Source organism: Desulfobotulus pelophilus (assembly GCF_026155325.1).
Classification (GTDB): domain Bacteria; phylum Desulfobacterota; class Desulfobacteria; order Desulfobacterales; family ASO4-4; genus Desulfobotulus; species Desulfobotulus pelophilus.
The window spans coordinates 368,033-386,688 of sequence record NZ_JAPFPW010000001.1; the positions used below are offsets into that span (position 1 = coordinate 368,033).

At 51.5% G+C, this 18,656-nt stretch carries 14 protein-coding genes; 9 read left to right on the forward strand and 5 right to left on the reverse strand.

The window, feature by feature from the left end; all coding sequences use genetic code 11:
• Window positions 1-60 precede the first annotated feature (60 nt).
• Genes OOT00_RS01635 through alr form a run of 3 tightly spaced genes read right to left on the reverse strand, consistent with a single transcriptional unit; the run spans window position 61 to window position 5,101 of the window.
• Window positions 61-1,569, reverse strand: coding sequence for a glutamate-cysteine ligase family protein (locus OOT00_RS01635; protein ID WP_265423547.1), 1,509 nt, complete (start codon window positions 1,567-1,569; stop codon window positions 61-63).
• Entirely contained in the window at window positions 1,566-3,971 is a 2,406-nt protein-coding gene (locus tag OOT00_RS16320; protein ID WP_265423548.1) for an MFS transporter, read from the reverse strand. Before OOT00_RS16320 ends, OOT00_RS01635 begins: the two co-directional genes overlap by 4 nt.
• Window positions 3,968-5,101, reverse strand: a complete 1,134-nt coding sequence (gene alr, locus OOT00_RS01645) for an alanine racemase (protein WP_265423549.1) — start codon at window positions 5,099-5,101, stop codon at window positions 3,968-3,970. Before alr ends, OOT00_RS16320 begins: the two co-directional genes overlap by 4 nt.
• A 495-nt stretch (window positions 5,102-5,596) precedes the next feature.
• Between alr and OOT00_RS01650 the strand changes: the two genes are divergently transcribed.
• The 4 genes from OOT00_RS01650 (at window position 5,597) to OOT00_RS01665 (ending at window position 11,981) form a co-directional block, all read left to right on the forward strand.
• A complete protein-coding gene (locus tag OOT00_RS01650) occupies window positions 5,597-6,043 on the forward strand; it encodes a PaaI family thioesterase (protein WP_265423550.1) in 447 nt (148 codons plus the stop codon).
• Between the two features lie 10 nt (window positions 6,044-6,053).
• Window positions 6,054-7,463 carry an efflux transporter outer membrane subunit gene (locus OOT00_RS01655; RefSeq protein WP_265423551.1) on the forward strand — a complete coding sequence of 470 codons (1,410 nt, stop codon included), beginning with the start codon at window positions 6,054-6,056 and terminating at the stop codon, window positions 7,461-7,463.
• A 142-nt stretch (window positions 7,464-7,605) separates the two neighbouring features.
• The gene (locus OOT00_RS01660; RefSeq protein ID WP_265423552.1) at window positions 7,606-8,844 is read left to right on the forward strand and encodes an efflux RND transporter periplasmic adaptor subunit; all 1,239 of its coding nucleotides are present in this window, start codon (window positions 7,606-7,608) and stop codon (window positions 8,842-8,844) included.
• Window positions 8,845-8,846: 2 nt separating this feature from the next.
• Entirely contained in the window at window positions 8,847-11,981 is a 3,135-nt protein-coding gene (locus OOT00_RS01665; protein WP_265423553.1) for an efflux RND transporter permease subunit, read from the forward strand.
• Window positions 11,982-11,989: 8 nt separating this feature from the next.
• Here the strand turns inward: OOT00_RS01665 and OOT00_RS01670 are convergent, their stop codons facing one another.
• The gene (locus OOT00_RS01670) at window positions 11,990-13,465 is read right to left on the reverse strand and encodes a sensor domain-containing diguanylate cyclase (protein ID WP_265423554.1); all 1,476 of its coding nucleotides are present in this window, start codon (window positions 13,463-13,465) and stop codon (window positions 11,990-11,992) included.
• A gap of 158 nt (window positions 13,466-13,623) precedes the next feature.
• On the opposite strand from OOT00_RS01670, the gene OOT00_RS01675 reads away from it, so the two are divergent.
• Both OOT00_RS01675 and OOT00_RS01680 read left to right on the forward strand, forming a co-directional pair.
• A complete protein-coding gene (locus OOT00_RS01675) occupies window positions 13,624-14,109 on the forward strand; it encodes a YkgJ family cysteine cluster protein (protein ID WP_265423555.1) in 486 nt (161 codons plus the stop codon).
• Between the two features lie 128 nt (window positions 14,110-14,237).
• Window positions 14,238-15,056: a substrate-binding periplasmic protein gene (locus OOT00_RS01680; RefSeq protein ID WP_265423556.1), complete on the forward strand. Its 819-nt coding sequence runs from the start codon at window positions 14,238-14,240 to the stop codon at window positions 15,054-15,056.
• 14 nt (window positions 15,057-15,070) lie between these two features.
• Here OOT00_RS01680 and dinB read toward each other — a convergent pair whose 3' ends face one another.
• On the reverse strand, window positions 15,071-16,201 hold the full coding sequence (dinB, locus tag OOT00_RS01685) for a DNA polymerase IV (protein WP_265423557.1): 1,131 nt from the start codon (window positions 16,199-16,201) through the stop codon (window positions 15,071-15,073).
• Window positions 16,202-16,416: 215 nt separating this feature from the next.
• On the opposite strand from dinB, the gene OOT00_RS16570 reads away from it, so the two are divergent.
• The 3 genes from OOT00_RS16570 to trhA all read left to right on the forward strand — a co-directional run bounded on the left by OOT00_RS16570 (window position 16,417) and on the right by trhA (window position 18,588).
• Entirely contained in the window at window positions 16,417-16,608 is a 192-nt protein-coding gene (locus OOT00_RS16570) for a FeoB-associated Cys-rich membrane protein (protein WP_497007255.1), read from the forward strand.
• A 368-nt stretch (window positions 16,609-16,976) separates the two neighbouring features.
• Window positions 16,977-17,738 (forward strand): Smr/MutS family protein, encoded by a 762-nt coding sequence (locus tag OOT00_RS01690; protein WP_265423558.1) that lies wholly within the window; start codon window positions 16,977-16,979, stop codon window positions 17,736-17,738.
• Between the two features lie 205 nt (window positions 17,739-17,943).
• The gene (trhA, locus tag OOT00_RS01695; RefSeq protein WP_265423559.1) at window positions 17,944-18,588 is read left to right on the forward strand and encodes a PAQR family membrane homeostasis protein TrhA; all 645 of its coding nucleotides are present in this window, start codon (window positions 17,944-17,946) and stop codon (window positions 18,586-18,588) included.
• The last annotated feature ends 68 nt before the right edge of the window (window positions 18,589-18,656 follow it).

The following is an 18,656-nucleotide window of genomic DNA, read 5'->3' on the forward strand; positions in this document are numbered from 1 at the left end:
TATAGACCTCCAGGATTTACACTGTGCCATTAGGTTCTGGCAATGGGTCTTCTAAGTCTGTCAGATCGGGACAATTCTTCTTTCCAGCGTAAGTTTCGCTATTCTTTCCCTGACAGACCCGGTCATGCGGCTCAGGCGATCCAGGGCACGGTCTGCGCCGGTTTTTCCGGTTTGCAATACCCATAAGGGATAATCCAGCATCCATTGGTGCTCGGAGTCGAGCCCCTGTGCAGCTGTTTCCACAACATGCATGCAAAGATCTTTAACTTTTATTCCATTGTATTCGCCGTCCAGTGCGTTTTGAACAGCTTCATTCCGTAAACCCAGAAGATCCGTCCAGCGATATTGCTTCATCAGCATGGCCGTTTGGCTAAGATTTCTTAAAAGCCCGTACTGCATGGCACATGGTGAGATAACAAGAGAGCTTGCAATAGTGGATTTGTCCAGTCCGGCCAGATCCCTGTCCGGATAGTTGGCCCCGGCAGCCCTACCTTCCAGATAGCAGAAGCGAATAAAGGGAGCTAAAAATTCTTCCAGCTTATCCGGGTAGTTGTCCATGATATCCATGAATTTACCCAGATCAGGTCCCTTGTCATTCAGGCCGTAGCGTATCCTGCAGTCTGTGTATTGGGTGAACTGATGATCAACCAGATGACGGATGCCCGGAGTAATTCTTTTTTCGGTTTTGTGGAAAAAAGATTTGGCCTGACATGGCCCGGACTTGAGAAAATCAAGCAAGGGTGGATCACAGGGGATGAGATACATATCCGCAGGGTTTTTGAGGCTGTCAGCTTCGGAGACAAACCACATACTGGTTCCGGCACCAAACATCCATTTCAGGTAGTCTGCCAGATTCCGAAAGGGTTTGGCAGGAGCCATGTGCAGTTTCCTGTCCCCCATCATTCTGGAACAATTCATTTGCCTTGACCAGAGGGTGAGTCTGTTTTCCTTGAAGCCTGTAATCCTGCCCGCTTCAAAGGGGCTGTTGGCATAGAGGGCTATAAAGGCCGGTGCAAGACCCAGAAGACAATTGAGTCCCGTTACGGCATCTCCAAGGTCTGTTTCCGTACTTGGGCTGTTTTGCGCTTTGGCATCGAAACCGGCCATGTGGTTCCATTTTCGATACTCCGTCTGATAGTTATAAATGGAGCGTGGTGCGCGTACAGAGGTATAAAATGCCGGGCTTATTCTGACATCAGGATGCTCGCTGAAGTTTATGACCATGGCGTTTTCCCGATCCAGGGCAGCGGAAATATCCTTCAGTTCCCGACGGATCAGTCTGTGCAGCTGGCTCAAGCTGTCTTTTTCCTGCCTGACAGGTCCAAGGGAACTCTCAAGGTTGTTGAAACCATTGTCAATGGAGTGCAGACCCTGCGCACACTTCAGCCCATAATCCCTGCCATGATATGCAAGAAGTTCTCCCTTTTCTCCCCGCAACGCTCTGATCTGCTGCAGATTGCGAAAAAATGGACCAACAGGATGGGTCTCTCCGGTCCGGACAAGGGCTGTGGGCATTTCAAGTTCAACACCAATGGAAGGAAAAACGGGGTGTTTTTTCAGGGTGGTCATGTTTTTGCCTGCAGGCCTTCTCTGGCGAAAAAAAGAAAAAGAATAGAAAGAAGCATATAGCCAAGCCCAAGAACGACCAGTCCCTGAGAAATGGAGACCCCGGACATGAGTGCGCCCAGTGTGAGAGGGCCAAGCATCTGTCCCAGTTTGTCCGCTGCCCGCTGAATGGACATGGCTTTGCCTACGCCAAAGTTTTCCGTTGACCGGAGCTTCAGGGCAAAGGCTGTCTGGGCAGAACTGCCGATGCTGCTGGCCAGACCAAGGAGAAAGATGGCTATTACGATCATCAGAAAACCCTGATGTATGTACAGAAGGCTGAGTCCTAAGCCTCCAAGGAGTCCTCCTGCCACAATGAAAGGTTTTTTGTTTTCTCTGCGGTCTACTATTTTACTTAGCTGGGGGGCCAGATACACAACAGACAGCCCATAGATCATAAGAACCCTGCCGATATCTGACTGACTCATGCCCAGCCCGTTCAGGTAAAGTGGTGTGGCAAAAAAAAGAAGCCCGACCTGACAGATGGAAAAGGGGATGATGCAGAAAAAAGTCAGGGCAACGACATTCCGGTCCCTCATAAAAACCAGCAGGGAGCTTGCCTTTACGGCAAGCTCCGGAGGAGCCGGAGCCGTCTGTCCTTTGAAACGCTGCATGAAAACCATGAAAAATACAAGGGATGCCAGAGCGAGGAGCATACCCACCAGAAAAACCGGAGGATAGCCTGTGCGTTCGGCCAGTATGGCTCCCAGAGCAGTCCCGCAGATATGGCCGGAAAAAATTCCGGCCACAAAATGGGAGCTGCCTCTGGCCCTTGTGGTGGGGCTGCAATGGGTAAAAAGAAAGTTCTGCAGGGCCATCCATGAAAGCCCGTAGCCCAGTCCGCATACTCCCCTTGCCAGAATGAAAGCAAGGCCGTTATCGGCCATGGCGCTGAAAAATAATCCTGCGGTTGTCATCAGTATTCCGCAGACAAAAGGTGTACGCCAGTCCCGTTTGTCTGCCATGGCGCCCGCAACCAGCGATGCCCCCAGAGCACAGAGCATTTCCAGGGAAACAGGCAGTCCCAGGATTATATTTTTGGGTAATCCCGGAATGGGCGTGTACAGTTCGCGCATCTGCAGCGGTACGAAAGACACGGGCATGGCAAATGCCAGTAAAAAAAGAAAAGCAGCAAATCGTGCCAGCATCAGATTGTCCAGTACATCCTGATCTGTATGGGGTTTGTCGGGGTTTCTTTTTTTTCTGCGGATGTGGGATATCATGAAGTAAATTTGCTCCACAATGAGCAGGGATGCAATCAGGGCAATGGTCAGGGAGTCCAGAAGCAGCTTTCTGATAAGATTTTTCATGGAAGATTTGTCCAGGACCGCCCGGATTTCTCCCAGTACAGAGTTATCGGTATTTTTGATGAGGGGCACGGCGACCCACAGGTCATCCTGTGATTTGCCGTCTTTTTGTGCGGACATATCCTGCCGGTCATTTTTTGAAGCATAGGCCTGAATATTTCCGGCCTTGTCCAGAATGGTAAGGGAGGCAATTTCAGGGTTGGTTTCAATTACTTCCATCAGGTAGACATCCATGCGGCTGATTCGTTCCAGAGCAATCCCGGATGCAAGGATACGTTCCGTGGTAGATTTCAGGAGCTGAAGCTGGGCCTGAATCTTTTCTTTATTCAACTGGACGTGGTCTCTGTGGAATTGATATACGCTGATGCCTGCGAAAGCAGCCTGGGTCAGAATAATTATTGTCAGAACCCTGAAGAATATGATTTGGTGCAGGTCATGTCCGTTAAGTTCCGGAATCCTTGAAAGGAGGGTGAAGAGAGCTCCTCCTGCCAGAATGGCAATCACTGCGCCCAGTATCAGCCTTTTTCCCCAGAAATCCCGTATCTCGGCTTTTATCTCATGTTTGTGGAATGAGAAGACCAGGCTGCCAGCCATGGTACCGGCAGTTGTCCCTGTCCCCGTCCATGTTTCTGCAGGCCCGGCGAGAGGTAACATGATCCGATACGCATCGCTGGTTTCGAGAAGCTGCATGGATGGATCGGGAGAATCAATTCTTTTGCCCTGTATTTGTGCTGAGTAAGGGTACTTTTCGGGCAGAGGCCTCATGCTGTAGACAGGGATATGGCGTGCATCATAGATTTCGATGTTGGAAAGGGTCTGGTACATGGCCGCATAGCCAGCCATTTCCTTTTCAATGCCGATAAGATTGTCCAGGGATTTCCCAAAACGCAGGGCGGCTTCTATTTTTCTTTTGAAATCCTTCTGTGGCACTGCGTATCCGGCAAGTTCCGAGGAAACAAAGATTTTTTCAAAGGAGTTGGAGACCAGAATCACCATGAATGACAGGGATAAAAAAAGAATAATAATGGACAAGATGATGATACTCTGATTTCTTCTCACAGGGTTGTTCCATCATAAAAGTATGTTTTTTCCGTATTCTTAAGAAGAGGTAAAAGTACTTCCCAGATTCCGCTGCCCGCACTTCTGGCTGCCTGATATAAATTGATGTCAGGGCCTGCCAGGAAGACTTCGCTGCCTGCCACAGTTTCCGATATACCGCTGACATCCAGCATGCTCTGGGCCAGAGCAGGTTTGCCTATGAGGGAGCATTTTTTGCCATGCACCACAGGGAATAATTTCCCGGGCAGCATGCTGTGCAGGCCCTGATCAAAACCGCACTGAATGATTGCAATTCGTCCGTCCTGTTTCATCTGATGGGAGCCGTGGTAGCCGATGCAGGCATTTTGAGCGACATCCCTGATCTGAATGATTCTGGTCGAGATCTGGGCTATGGGAGAGGGTTCTCTTTCCCATCCGTGAACTCTTTCTGCATATCCGTAGAAGAGGGTGCCAATCCGCAGAGCATTCAGTCTGCCACTGCACACCATGTCCGGAAAACCAAGAAGTCCTGTGGAACTGCCCAGATGAACCATGTCCGGCATCAGGTTTGATTGTTCCAGTCTGTCAAGAAGGCGGTTAAAAGTCTGGCACTGTTTTTCTGTAAATTCCTTGCTTTTGGTGTCGCTTTGAAAGGAGCAGGCCAGGTGGCTGTAAATTCCATCCACCTGGATATGAGGGATCGGGTCCAGCATGTCCATAACTTCCTCAACCTGATCAGGATGAAAGCCAAATCGGCCCAGGCCGGTATCCACCTTGATATGAACCCGAAATTTTTGGGCAGCGTCCGCTTTATAGGCTGCCAGTCTCAGGGCAAAATCAGGGTCAGCCACTGTCAGGGTGAGGTTGTATTGAAGGGCAAGGCTCAGGTCGGGGTAAAGAGGGTCGTTCAGTGCTAATACCGGACAGTTGATTCCGGATTTTCTGAGGCGTATTCCCTCGTCCAGTTCTGAAACCACGAGGCCGTCAAGGCCTGCTTCGACCATGGTCATGGCTATCTGCAACAGGCCGTGACCATAGGCGTTGCATTTCGCAACGCCCATGATTCTGATGTGTTCAGGCACATGGCTTCGGACCAGAGCAATGTTTTTTTTCAGAATTTCCAGATTTATACGGGCAGCCAAATGCATCATAGATTTCAGACTTAGGGTTACCCCAGAACATTGAAGGGGGAGATTGGAAAAGTTACTGAAGAATGACCCAAAAACTAAATAATGCTTGCAGCTGAATGTAGATAGAAAACGTTGAAATCAGTATCAGATTTAAACGGATTCATACAAGAAATAAATGGAAGCGCTGAAAGCGCAATTCTGAAGCTAAGGCCATAACTTCTGAGGAGAAAGGGCGTCGGCTCTGATCACATCGTCCATAGTATATAAAAAATTCTGATTATCCCACGGGTCCAGACATTGCTTTGAACGGGTTAACAACTCAGAATTTTCCTTTGCTAACCGGCATGGCTGAAAGAAGGTGCAATCAGGATGTTTTTTTGCATTTGTTTAAGGGAACTGATCGTCTGTTTTGCTGAGCGGCTTTACGGAAATTTACTTGACGCCGTGGTTGATTATGGTCACATGGGGTATGAAAAAACAGGATTGATTTCGGAATTGACGCCATGGAGGAAAAGGGTGACAGACGTAATGGAAAATCATGATATCATCCTGAAACGGCTTGCAGAAGCAGGAGGGGAACTTGGGGACCATTTTGTCACCCCTCCCTGTTTCATCACTTCAGGAGGAATTTTTACGCAATACCAGGAGGGGTGTTTCCTGGCCTGCCGTTTCAGCCATGACAAAAGCCTGATCAATCCGGGAGGTTCTCTGCAAGGGGGCTTCCTCATGGCAGCCTTTGACAATGTGTTTGGTCCTTTTTCCATCCTGGAATCGGGAAGAGCGGCCGTTACCCTTGATTTGAACGGTACCTTCCTGCGCCCGCTGATGGAAAGCGATCGTTTTTATTCTGTACGGGCAATGATGATCGAAAGGTCCGCCAGGTTTCTTGTGATGGAAGGCGAAGCCAGAGATGCCTGCGGGCGGCTGGCGGCGAGGGCGTATTCGCGGATGTTTTTTCTATAGGGGGGCAGTCTTGTTACGATGGATCCATGTGCTGGTGCTGTTGTCTTTCTTTTTCGGGTGCACGGCAAGACAGTATCCCACTCCGGAAGGACTCCCCGAAGGACTCCCTGCTGCCTATGAAGTTGAAGTTCTCGATGAAGGAGCGTCTGTTCAGGGATGGTGGGAGCTTTTCGGAGACCGGGAACTGGTTTTTCTTGTGGAAGAAGCCCTGCGTCGCAATTACGATATTCGTGAGGCTTTTGCACGGCTCGAGGCCGCTGCCGCTGATTTTGGTTCGGTGCGGGCCGGTGAGTTGCCGGATTTGACCATGACTGGCGAGGTGGGCCAGCAGCGAACCCGTAACAGTGAAACAGGTCAGACCCGCAGCAGCGAACGGTACAACACCTTTCTTGCGGCAAGTTATGAAGTGGACCTTTGGGGTCGTGTGGCTGCAGCTTCTGCCGCTGAGGGGGAACGTTTCCGTGCCAGCCGGGAAGACCTGGAAAGTGCGGCCATGACGGTGGCGGCAACGGTGGCAGAGGTCTGGGTGGCAAGGAAGCAGACCCTTGCCCACATTGACCTTGTGAGAGTTCAGCTTGAGGAAGAAAAGGCCCTTCTGTCCATCGAAGAGGCCCGCTTTGTCAGTGGAATGTCATCGGCCCTCGATGTGCTGCGTCAGAAAGAAACGGTACTTGCCACAACAGCCCGTCTGCCTGATCTGAAAGCAGAACTACGTCTTCAGCAGCATCGCCTTGCTTTGCTCACGGGAAGGGCGGCATCGGGTTTTCGGGTTGGTGAAGATGTGTCGGGCGATGCTCTGGTAACCGTGCCTCTGCCTGCTACGGGACTTCCCCTTGAACTACTTGAACAAAGGCCGGATATTCGGGCTGCCCATGCACGGCTTGTGGCTTCGGGATGGGATCTGGAGGCCACAAAGGCTCTGCGGCTTCCAAAGCTGACCCTGTCTGCAAGGGCAGGCCTGACGGCTGCGGGAATGTCTCTTCTGGGAGAAGGATGGCTTCTTGATGCGGCTGCCGATATGGCTTTGCCTCTTTTTGACGGGGGTAGGCGCAGGGCGAATATTGATCGCAGTGGGGCCATTGTCCGGGAGAGGGTGGCTGTTTTTGAGCGTACGGTCATGACAGCTGTGAAGGAAGTGGAGGATGCCCTGGCACGGGAAGAGCGTCAGGAGGCCCTTGTAAGAGAAACCTCCCTGCGCCTGGATGCCGCCAGAATCACATTGGAAGAGGCCATGCGCCGGTATCACTGGGGGGACAATAATTTTGATGCTGTGCTGACGGCCCGTACCCGGATCCGGGATCTGGAGGAGCGTATTGTGGAACAGCAGGCTTCCCGGATTCAGGCACGGATTGCCCTTTACCGTGCCCTTGGTGGCCAGTGGTGGCAGCATCTGCCTGTCTATGTATATGAAGACGAATAGCCATGGTTGCCCGGTAAGCAATGGTTGGGAAATGAACCGTTACCTTCCATTCTGTCTGCCCGGCAGGACCGTTATTTTCCCCTTTGCCTGCAGGCCAAATTGCTGAATGGCGGCCTTTTTACGATAATTCTCCGGAGTTTGTATGACATCGATTTCTTCCCAGCCCCATAACAGGCCCCCTGCTTTCCGAATGCCCATGTGGTTAAGAATTTGTATTCCCCTTGTGATACTGGCAGCCGGTGCCGGTGTGGGGCTGTATTTTATGGAAACCCGTCCGGCTGCCCAGCGGAAACCGGCGGTGCCACCTGTTCCCCTCGTTATGGTTCAGGCCCTTCAAACGACAAAAGCTCAGGAGCGGATTTCCGTTATGGGAACCGTGATTCCCGAAAGAGAGGCGGAAATCCGCAGCTCTCTTGCAGGGACCCTGGTTTTCATGGCGGAAGATTTTATGCCGGGAGGCTGGGTGGATGCGGGGGCACTGATGCTGAAAGTGGATCCGGCAGACTATGGAATTGTCCTTGAAAAGGCAAAGGCGGGTCTTGAGAGGGCAAAGGCGGATTTTGAACTGGAAAAGGGCCGTGCTGCCATGGCAGAGGCAGAGGTCAGAACCCTGGAAGGTCTTACGGGCAGCTCCTTTTCGCCCACGGATCTGGCTTTCCGCAAGCCCCAGCTTCGCCAGATGGAGGCCGCCATAGCCACAGCCATGGCAGATGTGTCCATGGCGGAAATTGAGTTGGAAAGGACGAGGATTCTGGCTCCTTTTGATGGGGTACTGACCCGGCGTCATGTGGTTGCAGGAACCCGTGTTTCCCCGGGAGAAACTGTGGCCACACTGGTGGGACGGGACTGGTTCTGGGTAGAGGCCCGGATGCCGTTGGACCGGCTTTCTTTTCTTAGGGCTGCCAAAGATGCGGAAGGGGCCTCTAAGGCCTGGATACGAACCCGGATGGGAGAGCGGGTAGGTCATGTTTTCAGGATTTTACCGGATATCAGCGAGCATGCCCGTATGGCCCGTGTGATTGTGGCCGTCAAGGACCCTCTGGGTATGCATCACGAAAGACCGCCTCTTTTTCTCGGGGACTATCTTTCCATGGATCTGGAAGGGCGTTTTTTGGAAGAAGTATTTTATCTTCCCCATGGCAGCCTGAGGGAGGGGAACAGGATCTGGGTGGTGGGCGAAGATTCCCGTTTGCGTTTTCTGTCTGTTGTTCCGCTTTTTAGCGATGATTATGGGGTTTACATAGCACCGGATGTAGAAGAGAACAGTCTCCTTGTGGTTTCGGATCTCAGTCTGGCAGTGGAGGGGATGATGGTTGCGGTGGAGTATGGTGAAAGAGATCGGTCAGAGAGAGTTCCCCTGAATGCCGAAAGAGGTGAATAGCCATGGCAACGTATACCGGGGGACCCATTGCCTGGATGACCCGCAATAATGTGGCGGCCAACCTGTTGATGGTTGTCTGCATTGTTGGCGGTCTTGTGATGTTTACGGGAATCAAGCAGGAAGTGTTCCCTGATTTTGATCTGGGGACGGTCACCGTTTCCGTGGCCTATCCCGGTGCCGGCCCTGAAGAGGTGGAGCAGGGTATCGTTCTGGCTCTGGAGGAGGCTGTACAGGGTCTGGAAGGATTGGATAAGTTTGTTTCCGTTGCCTCCGAGGGAATGGGGCAAGTGCAGATAGAGGTTCTGGAAGGTACGGATATTAATCGTTTCTCCCAGGATGTTCAACGGGAAGTGGACAGGATTACCACCTTTCCCGATGATGCGGAAAGCCCCCGGATCGTGGTGGATGCCAGGATGCGTGAAGTGCTTTCCATAGCTGTATTTGGTCCTCAGGATGAGTTTGTGCTCAGGGAAGCAGCGGAGCAGATGCGGGATCGTTTTCTGGAACGGGACGATATCACGCAGGTCTCCCTGGAAGGTGTGCGGGATCATGAAATTTCCGTGTCCATTGCCGAGGAAGAATTGCGCCGTTATGGCCTGACTCTGGAGGCTCTGGGTCGCAGGCTGGCAGAAGTTTCTGTGGAAATGGGAGGAGGTCGGCTGGAAACCCGTGGGGGGGAAATTCTCCTCAGAATGAAAGACAGAAAATATACGGCGGCCAGTTACAGAGATGTGGCCATTCTTACCCATAAGGACGGATCCAGGCTCCTTCTCGGGGATATAGCCCGTGTGGAAGAAAGTTTTGAAGACACGGATGTGCGGGCATTTTTCAATGGCTATCCCGCCGTGATGGTGAATGTGTATCGGGTGGGAGAAGAAACGCCCATTGCCGTATCCCGGGCTACTCTGGCGGCGCTGAAGGAACTGCGGGGCACATTGCCGGAAGGCATTGATACGGATGTGGTTCGAGATTTTTCCAGGGTTTTTGAGCAGCGGGCGGATCTTCTCCTGCGCAATGCCGGACTGGGTTTGATTATTGTCTTTGGCTGTCTGGCCCTTTTTCTGGAAATCCGCCTGGCTTTCTGGGTCAGCCTCGGTATTCCCATCAGTTTTATGGGGGCTTTTCTTCTTTTGCCCATGACGGATTTTTCCATCAATATGGTGACCCTTTTTGCCTTTATTGTCACCCTTGGTATTGTTGTGGATGATGCCATTGTAGTGGGAGAAAATGTGTATTCCATGCGTCAGCGGGGGCTGTCGTTTATGGATGCATCCGTTCAGGGCGCACGGGAGATGGCTGTGCCCGTTACCTTCAGCGTGCTGACCAATATGGTAGCCTTTCTGCCCCTGGCCTTTGTACCGGGCATGATAGGAAAAATATTTGGTACCTTGCCTCTGGTGGTCATCGCTGTTTTTATGATGTCTCTCATAGAAAGCCTGTACATTCTTCCTGCTCACCTGGCCCATCAGAGGGAAGGGACAAGGGGTCTTTTAAGCCGATTCAGGGATTTTCAGATGGCGTTCAGCCAGGGGCTGATACGTTTCATCAATGGTTTTTACGGTCCTGTTCTTGCCCGTTGTCTGGCCCATCGCTATCTGGTGCTGGCGGTGAGTCTGGCCATACTCATGGTGACCTTGGGTTATGTAAAAAGTGGTCGCATGGGCATGGAACTGTTTCCCAGAATTGAGTCGGACTATGCTTTTTGTGAGGCGGTGATTCCTTATGGCTCCTCCAGAGAGCGGGCATCCGAAATCCATGACAGACTGGTACGGTCTGCGAGAAAACTGGTGGCGGAGCATGGAGGGGAAGATCTCTCTCTGGGTATTTTCTCACGGATCCGTGAGAATGCCATACAGGTCCGCATTTATCTGACGGCTCCCGGCATAAGACCCATGGGTACAACGGAGCTGGTTAACCGGTGGCGCAGCGATGTGGGCCATATTGCGGGCATTGAAACCATCAGCTTTCAGGCAGACAGAGGAGGGCCGGGTTCAGGTAAAGCCCTTACGGTGGAGCTTTCCCACAGGGATATTGAGACCCTTGAAGCTGCAGGCCGGTATCTGGCCGAACAGTTGCGGGATTTCCCCCTTGTAAGTGATGTGGATGACGGTGCCGCCCGGGGAAAGCAGCAGCTGGATTTTTCCATGCTTCCCGAAGGTGAGCGGCTGGGGCTTACGGCGCGGGAAGTGGCCAGGCAGGTGCGTTCTGCTTTCCAGGGGGTGGAGGCTCTTCGTTTTCAGAGAGGTCGCAATGAGGTGACCGTGAGGGTGCGGTTACCGGAAAAAGAGCGCATGCGCATGGAGCATTTGCAGGATCTTGTACTGCGAACGCCTGAGGGAAGCGAGGTGCTGTTCAGGGATGTTGTCCGGCTGGAAGAAGGAAGGGCGTATACGGAAATCCGCAGACGGTCTGGGCGGCGTATTCTTAATGTGACGGGCGATGTGACTCCTGCGTCACGGGCGGTGGAGGTGGTGCAGGCCTTGCAGGCTGAGGTGCTGCCTGATCTGCATTACCGGTTTCCGGGCCTTACCGCAGGCTTTGAGGGCAGACAGGCGGATATGCAGGAAAGTACCCAGCGTCTGTTTCAGGGTCTGTTTCTTGCCATGGTGGCTGTGTATGCCCTGCTGGCCGTTCCTTTTAAGAGCTATTTTCAGCCATTGATTATGATGTGCTGTATTCCCTTTGGTCTTGTGGGGGCTGTTATGGGTCATCTGATCATGGGATATTCCCTTTCCATGATGAGCCTTTTCGGTATTGTTGCGTTGTGCGGAGTGGTGGTGAACGGCGGTTTGGTCATGATAGATCTGGCTAACCGGTTACGGAGGCAGGGTGTGGAGAGCCTGCCTGCCATATGGCAGGCAGGGGTTTCCCGCTTCCGGCCCATCCTGCTGACCACCCTGACCACCTTCGGGGGGCTGGCACCCATGATATTTGAGACTTCCCGTCAGGCCCGTTTTCTGATTCCCATGGCTATCAGTCTGGGTTTTGGCATTGTCTTTGCCTCTTTGATAACCTTGGTACTGGTTCCTTCTTTTTATATGATACTGGAGGATATGGCGGGGTTTTTCAGAAAGGGTGAAACAGAAACCCCCTTTTCAAAGAAAGGGATTCCTGTGATAGATCCTGAGAAACGATGACCGCCCTATCAGAGGGTAGCCGCAGGGTTGTGGTCTGTCACCACCTGGTCCCGCCCTCTTTTTTTGGCCTGATAAAGAAGGGCGTCCACGCGGCAGATCAGATATTCTGCCGTGTCTTCTTTGTGCATCTGGCAGACTCCGATGCTGGCAGAAAGTTTCCAGTCCATGGATTTGGGCAGCTGGAGATTCTCCCTGAAGCTTACGCGCAGGGATTCTGCCAGGCTGGAGGCACCTTCGATATCCGTATCCGGGAGGATGATAAGGAATTCCTCACCGCCAATCCGGGCCGCAAGATCAGAGGCGCGTAACCGGTTTTCCATGTTCCGGGCCGTTTGCTGGAGAATGGCATCACCCTGGGGGTGGCCAAAGGTATCGTTGACGGCCTTGAAGTGATCGAGATCAACCATGATGACGGAAAGGGCTCTGCCTGTCCGGCGGGAACGGGCCATTCCCCGTTCAAGGCTGATAAGGGCCTGTCTGCGGTTGGCAAGACCGGTGAGGGCATCTGTGCCGGCCAGAGTGAAGAGAGCATGCTTTTCGGCTTCCTGCCGCTTCAGGGCTTTTGCCAGTGCGTGAGTGAGAAAGAGAAAAAAGGAACAGGCCAGAAGGCTGATGGCCAGGCTGCTTTTTTCCTGCTGCCACCACTCCTTCAGAATATTTTTTCTGGAGAGAGAAACCCATGAAAGGAGGGGATAGGGTTCAATGGTTTCAAAGGCAACAATTCGAGCAACATTATCCAGCCCTCTGGCCCGGATTACTTTCTGATCACGAAGATTCAGGTGATCGGAAATGACGGAGGCAAATACACCTGCGTAGGTATCGTGATCGGGTATGCGAAGAAGAATCTGGCCGTTGTCCATGATGAGGCCTGCTGTTCCATCGGGAGGCAGAAGAAGGGTTTCGTAGCTTCGGCGGAGGAAATCAAGATCAATGAGGACGGCAAAGATATACTGCAGGTTCCCTTCGGGGGTATGGAACGCCTGAGATATGGTAAAAAAAGACTGTTGCTTGTTACCGGATATGACAGGAGGAGGGCTGATGGCAAGAGTCTGTCGGTGGTCTGCCCTGTGGGTGTGGACGTACTGCCTTCTCTGGGCATCGGTGGGCAGAGACAGGCCTCCTGCCCAGTGGCGGAGATCTCCTTCCGGATTCATGACAAGAATGTCCATGATATAAGGTTCTTCCAAGATCAGTTTTTTCAGCTGGGGCGAAATGTCATGACAGAGATCCAGACTGTTCCGGGCACATGATTCCAGCCACAGGAAGAGCCCTTTAAAAAGAATTTTAATACCGCCAAGCTGCTGTGTGGAACTTAAGGCAAGCATCCGGCTGAATTCCTGTGCCTTTGTTTCGGCGGCCTCAAATTTTTTTTGGTAATGGAGCCAGCCATTTCCTGCCATGAGAAGGGTGATAATAAGCATGGCAGAGAGTCCCAGAGCGTAGGCCAGGGTTATGGGGTTTTTATGTTTTTCAAAAAGAGACATAGCAACCTCTTTGTGAAGGGCAGGCAACCATGAGCACGATTATGAAAATGGCTGGCGAGAAACAGAAACAGTCCCAATGATAACGCGAAATTTTGTAGCATAACGGTTGCCATTACGGAAGAACTGTTTCCAAAGGGCTGAGCCGGAACGGGAGGGAGATGACGTTTTGGGAAAAAAAGAAAATGGATGAGATGACCGTGGAAGAATGGGAATCTCTCTGTGATGGGTGCGGGCGGTGCTGCCTTGTCAAAATGGAGGATGACGAAACAGGGAAAATATATTTTACCCGGTTGGCCTGTCAGTTTCTGGATCTTGTCAGCTGCCGGTGTGAGATTTATGAGAATCGTTTCCGTTGTGAGGTCTCCTGCCTTGCTGTCCGGGACTGCCTGGCCCATCACCCCCACTGGTTGCCGGAAAGCTGCGCCTACCGCTGCCTTCATGAAGGGCGTAAACTGCCGGACTGGCATCCTCTGCGACATGGGGGGAGCCGGGAAAGAGCCATGATTGCTTCTGTGGGGCCATGGGCTGTTTCCGTGATGGATCTGGACCCTTTACATCTGGATCCGGAGGCCTTTCTCATCCGTTTTAGTGGGCAAGATGGCATCGAAGTATGGGGCTATGATGATGAAGAAGAAGAGGGGTAAGGGGAGTAGCGGCGGATGTGAGAAAAACAGGTCTGAGGGTCAGAAAGAAGGCTTTTCTTTGGTATCTCAATGCCGACATGCTAAGATGAATTTGCCCCGAAATTTATTCTGGAAAAGGAGGCTTCCGAATGCAGCAAAGCATGCTTTCCATCCTTTGCCAGTGCCTGTGGAGTGGTCTGTTTGGCCTGTGTCTTTTTTCCCCGGTACAGGCCTGTTGTGCAGAGCTGCCTGCAGTCCTACACATTGCAACGCCTCAGTGGGAAGGCCAGACCAATGCGGACGGAAGCGGTTTCTTTTTTGAGGTAGTCCAAAAAATATATGAGCCCCATGGCATTCGGGTTTCCTGGGAGTTTGCCAACTGGAACCGTTCCATGGATCTTGTGGCGAAACAACATGCCGATGCCATGCCCAGTATCTGGAAGGAAGATGCGGAGGCTGCCGGTCTGAAGCTGCCCCGGCTTCCTCTCTACATTGAATATACCGTTGCCGTATTGAAAAGAACGTCCATTCCGGACTGGCAGGGCATTGCGTCCCTGAGAGGTAGAAAAGCTGTATGGCTGAGGGGGTATGATTACCATTTTGACACCCCCCTTGAAGCCTTTAATCTGAAATGGGAGGAGGTTGCCAGCGAGGAAGCTCTCTGGCGCATGCTGGCAGCGGACCGTGTGGATGTCATTATCGAGGCCGGTATAGATGTGGATCGTTATATGACTGACAATATGGTGGATACAACGGTGTATGGAGTGAAACCCCTTTGGGGTCAGAAGGCCTATTTGGCCTTTTCTCCCGCAGCATCGTCTGAAAAATTGATGGCCCTTTTTGATGAAGGGATGGCAGCCATGCTGGTATCCGGTGAGCTGGCTGTCCTGCATGAAAAATGGGGAGTGACAGGTTTTATGCCTTCCGCGTGGGAAAGGCCGGGCGAAAGGGTACAGGCATTACCCTGATTCATCGTCGGTTTTCAAAAAGGACCTGAAGGGCAGTTGTCAGCAAAGGGAAGCAGCAGCTGTCTTCCCTGGGGTTCCCTTTTTTCTTCTGAGCCGGGGAAATGGGACATGGTAAGCCCCAGCAGGCGGACAGCCTCTTTTTCCGCATCGGTTCTGTCCAGAAGGATGGACACTTCTCTCATCATGTCTTCTGATTTCCAGATGGCAAGGGGAAGGGTTGTAGACCGCGTGACACTTCGAAAATCAGGGTATCTCACCTTTAAAGTAAGTGTGTGCCCGGCCCATTTTTTTCTGAAGAGACTGCCTTCCACGTCCAGTGCCAGTTCCTGCAGAATGCCCAGCATTTCTTCTCTGGTCCGGATATCCTTTTCTAAAGTCAGCTCCCTGCCTATGGATTTTCTGCTTCTCCCCGGTGCAACGGGCCTGGTATCCTGACCGATGGCGAAAAGATAAAAGTCAACTCCGGCTTTTCCAAAAAGGGCCATCAGGCCCTCTTTTCCTTTTTCTTTCAGATCTTTCCCCGTAAAAAGCAGGTGCTGATGCATTTTTTTTTCTGTGGTTTTGCCAACTCCGAAAAAACGGCGTACGGGCAGCTTGTCAAGAAAAGAGGGGGCATCTTCAGGCCGTATGACCGTCAGGCCGGAGGGTTTGCGGATGTCCGAAGCCACCTTGGCAAGGAATTTGTTGTAGGAGACACCGGCGGATGCCGTAAGGCCGGTCTGTTGATAAATTTTTTCAAGAAGTTTCCGGGCCGTGGCAGTAGCAGAGCCGATCCCCATGATGTCTCTGCTGACATCAAGGAAGGCTTCATCCAGAGACAGGGGTTCAATACAGTTGGAAAATTCCTGGCATATGGCAAAAATCTGTCGGGATACGGCAGTATACACGGCTTTTCTTGGTTGGATAAAGATGGCATGGGGACATTTACGGGCGGCCTGGGATGCGGGCATGGCAGAGTGAATTCCGAATTTTCTGGCCTCGTAGCTGCATGTGGCCACAACGCCCCGCCCTTTGGGGTCACCGCCAACGATGACAGGCCTGCCCTTGAGTTCAGGATGATCCCTCTGTTCGATGGAAGCGTAGAAGGCATCCATGTCTATGTGAATGATTTTACGTTGATGGCTGGAAGAAATGTTGTGAGACATGACGTCATTGGGGTCAAAAATAAAATAAAAGCACGTCCTGGACTGCCAGCGTCCTGATGCCCGTAACCTGTTATTATGTATGGGGACGGAAGCTCTGTCAAATGACTTTTATGAGAATGGCTATATCCGGGGAGAAAACTCTTTTTTATTTCATTCTCCTTGACGTTTTAGTTATGGGCTATATTTTTTCAAAAGCTTTAAAACAGGAGGTCCGGATGATTTTTCTCCATACACTTATTCTTAGTCTGATTGTTTTTGTGGTCGCCGCATTTCTGGCAAAGCACTTGCGTGGCCGGGACAATGGGTCCGGATGTGAGGGCAGCTGCGGATGTGGCGGCAGTTCCTGCGATAAAAAAAAGGCACCTTCGGGTGTGGGGAAGCCGACCAGGAATGAACCCGGCAGATAGTGGAGGTACCATGCATGGAGCATATGAAGTCTGTAAAAGTATAAGGAGGCTGTTTTTGAATACGGGATCGAAAGGGATCTGAAAGTTTGCTTTGATTAGGAGAATACCTGTGGCCTGTGGAGTTGTATACCACGGGCTAGTCCATAAATACCTGCAATAGCCCTGAAAAAAACGTATATGAGCATGGAAAAAGGGCCGTGAATTGGGCTTGGTGGCATTGTTTTGCAAACCCTGTCATCTGTGTCTTATGTCAGGAACCAGACGTTCCCTCCTTTTCTGAACCATGAAAGGCCCTCCTCTGTGGGCCTTTTCTCTCATTATATAAATATCCGCATTGTTGGTGCAAGGATTGGAAGATAAGGGATTCCATGAAAATCTCTCTATGGCAGCGTATTGTACAGGTGATCTGTTTCTGGAAAAAGGAAGGCATTTCTTCCCAACCCGCCGGAAAGATCAGAAAAAAGAGAGCACGGAGAAAAAAACAGAGAAAATCTTCTTTAGAAAAAAAGAAACCAGCATCGTTATCGTCGGTTTGTGAAGATGGAAGCCTCCGTGAAGAGCGTTCTTTTTCTGAACAGAAGAAGCCTGATATACCTGCTGGCCCGGAACCGGTGGACCTGCCTCTGAAAACCCGGGAAAAAAAGAAGAAATTCAGGCGTCATTCTATTTCGGAAGTTCGTGGCGAGAAAAAAGAAAAAATCCCCCTGCTGGATGAGGATGCCGATCTTTTTGTACTGATGGGGGGAGATCCTGTGAAAGAAGGGCCGGTGCAAGAACCGGATTTGCCGGAGCAGGAGATTCTGGGTGACATACAGCAGCAAGAAACCGTTCTACTATGGCCACCTGCGGAAAGAATGCTCGATCTCCACGGCATGACAACGGCTCAGGCGGCTGTTCGCATGCGGTCTGCCATTCTTTCGGCCCGAATGGAAGGCATAGCCGTGCTGCGTATTGTTACGGGCAAGGGGCTGCATTCCAAAGGGGGAAATGCGGTGCTGAGGGAGTATGCGGAAGAGTTTTTGTCTCAGATGCAGCGGAATGGCGAGATCCGGATGTTCCGGTGGGAAGGCAGGACCAGGAGTAAAAGTGGTGCTGTGCTGGTACGGTTGTCCGGTATGGGGCTGGATTAAAGGCGAGTTGTTGTGTTGGGAAAGGCTTTGTAAAACATTTATCATAAAAGTTTTTTTGGGTTTCCTTCTCCTGTTGAGCGGGTATTCTGGTGGTGTCTCTTCATTTATTGCAAGGTTCTACGGTCTTACAAAGACTGGGTCTGAACAGAGCGGGATGCTTTGGGCCTCTCACCATATGCGGGCGTCAGGATAACAGGAGGAAAAAATGGTAACAAGGGCACAGGAAACCTTTAACTGCTATTCCCATCTTGCAGGTGGTGTTGCCGCTGTTGCGGGAACAATCTGCCTGATTCCCGTGGCAGCATCCTCTGCAGCAGGACTGGCCACAGCGCTGATTTACGGCTTGTCCGTAACCTTTCTTTTTTTTGCCAGTGCTCTTTACCATGCGTTCAAAGAGGAGGAAAATGAAGTTTCTTTCTGGAGGAAAATGGACCGACTGGCCATTTTTTTTATGATTGCAGGGACCTATACGCCCATTTCCTACTTCTGTCTGGAAGGAGGCTGGCGCTGGGGCATGATTGGACTTCAGTGGGGATTTGTGGCCTTTGGGTTTATAACGCAGGTTTTTTTTCCAAGGGCACCGCGGACATTTTATGCAGGTATTTATCTTGCTATGGGCTGGACAGCGGTTTTTCCTATGAATCAGGTGCTGGGCAACATGACCTCCCTGCAGGTGACCCTGTTATTTGCCGGTGGTTTTGCCTTTACTCTGGGCGGTCTGATCTATGCTTTGAAGCGTCCCCGTATGGTGCCCGGTGTGTTCGGTTTCCATGAACTTTTTCATGTTATGGTTCTTCTGGGGGGAGTTTTTCACTATGGAATGATTTATCATATTTATTTCACAGTATAAAAGAAGGTGCCGGATCTTCCGGCACAGGGTAAGAACATGCGTTGATAAAACCTCTGGGGATCCAGGGG

Bases quoted from the DNA above. Each gene is read 5' to 3' on its own strand.
- OOT00_RS01635 (WP_265423547.1), bottom strand. From the start codon at position 1,569: ATGACCACCCTGAAAAAACACCCCGTTTTTCCTTCCATTGGTGTTGAA.
- alr (WP_265423549.1), bottom strand. From the start codon at position 5,101: ATGATGCATTTGGCTGCCCGTATAAATCTGGAAATTCTGAAAAAAAAC.
- OOT00_RS01660 (WP_265423552.1), top strand. From the start codon at position 7,606: ATGACATCGATTTCTTCCCAGCCCCATAACAGGCCCCCTGCTTTCCGA.
- OOT00_RS01665 (WP_265423553.1), top strand. From the start codon at position 8,847: ATGGCAACGTATACCGGGGGACCCATTGCCTGGATGACCCGCAATAAT.
- OOT00_RS01670 (WP_265423554.1), bottom strand. From the start codon at position 13,465: ATGTCTCTTTTTGAAAAACATAAAAACCCCATAACCCTGGCCTACGCT.
- OOT00_RS01675 (WP_265423555.1), top strand. From the start codon at position 13,624: ATGACGTTTTGGGAAAAAAAGAAAATGGATGAGATGACCGTGGAAGAA.
- OOT00_RS01680 (WP_265423556.1), top strand. From the start codon at position 14,238: ATGCAGCAAAGCATGCTTTCCATCCTTTGCCAGTGCCTGTGGAGTGGT.
- dinB (WP_265423557.1), bottom strand. From the start codon at position 16,201: ATGTCTCACAACATTTCTTCCAGCCATCAACGTAAAATCATTCACATA.
- OOT00_RS16570 (WP_497007255.1), top strand. From the start codon at position 16,417: ATGATTTTTCTCCATACACTTATTCTTAGTCTGATTGTTTTTGTGGTC.
- OOT00_RS01690 (WP_265423558.1), top strand. From the start codon at position 16,977: ATGAAAATCTCTCTATGGCAGCGTATTGTACAGGTGATCTGTTTCTGG.
- trhA (WP_265423559.1), top strand. From the start codon at position 17,944: ATGGTAACAAGGGCACAGGAAACCTTTAACTGCTATTCCCATCTTGCA.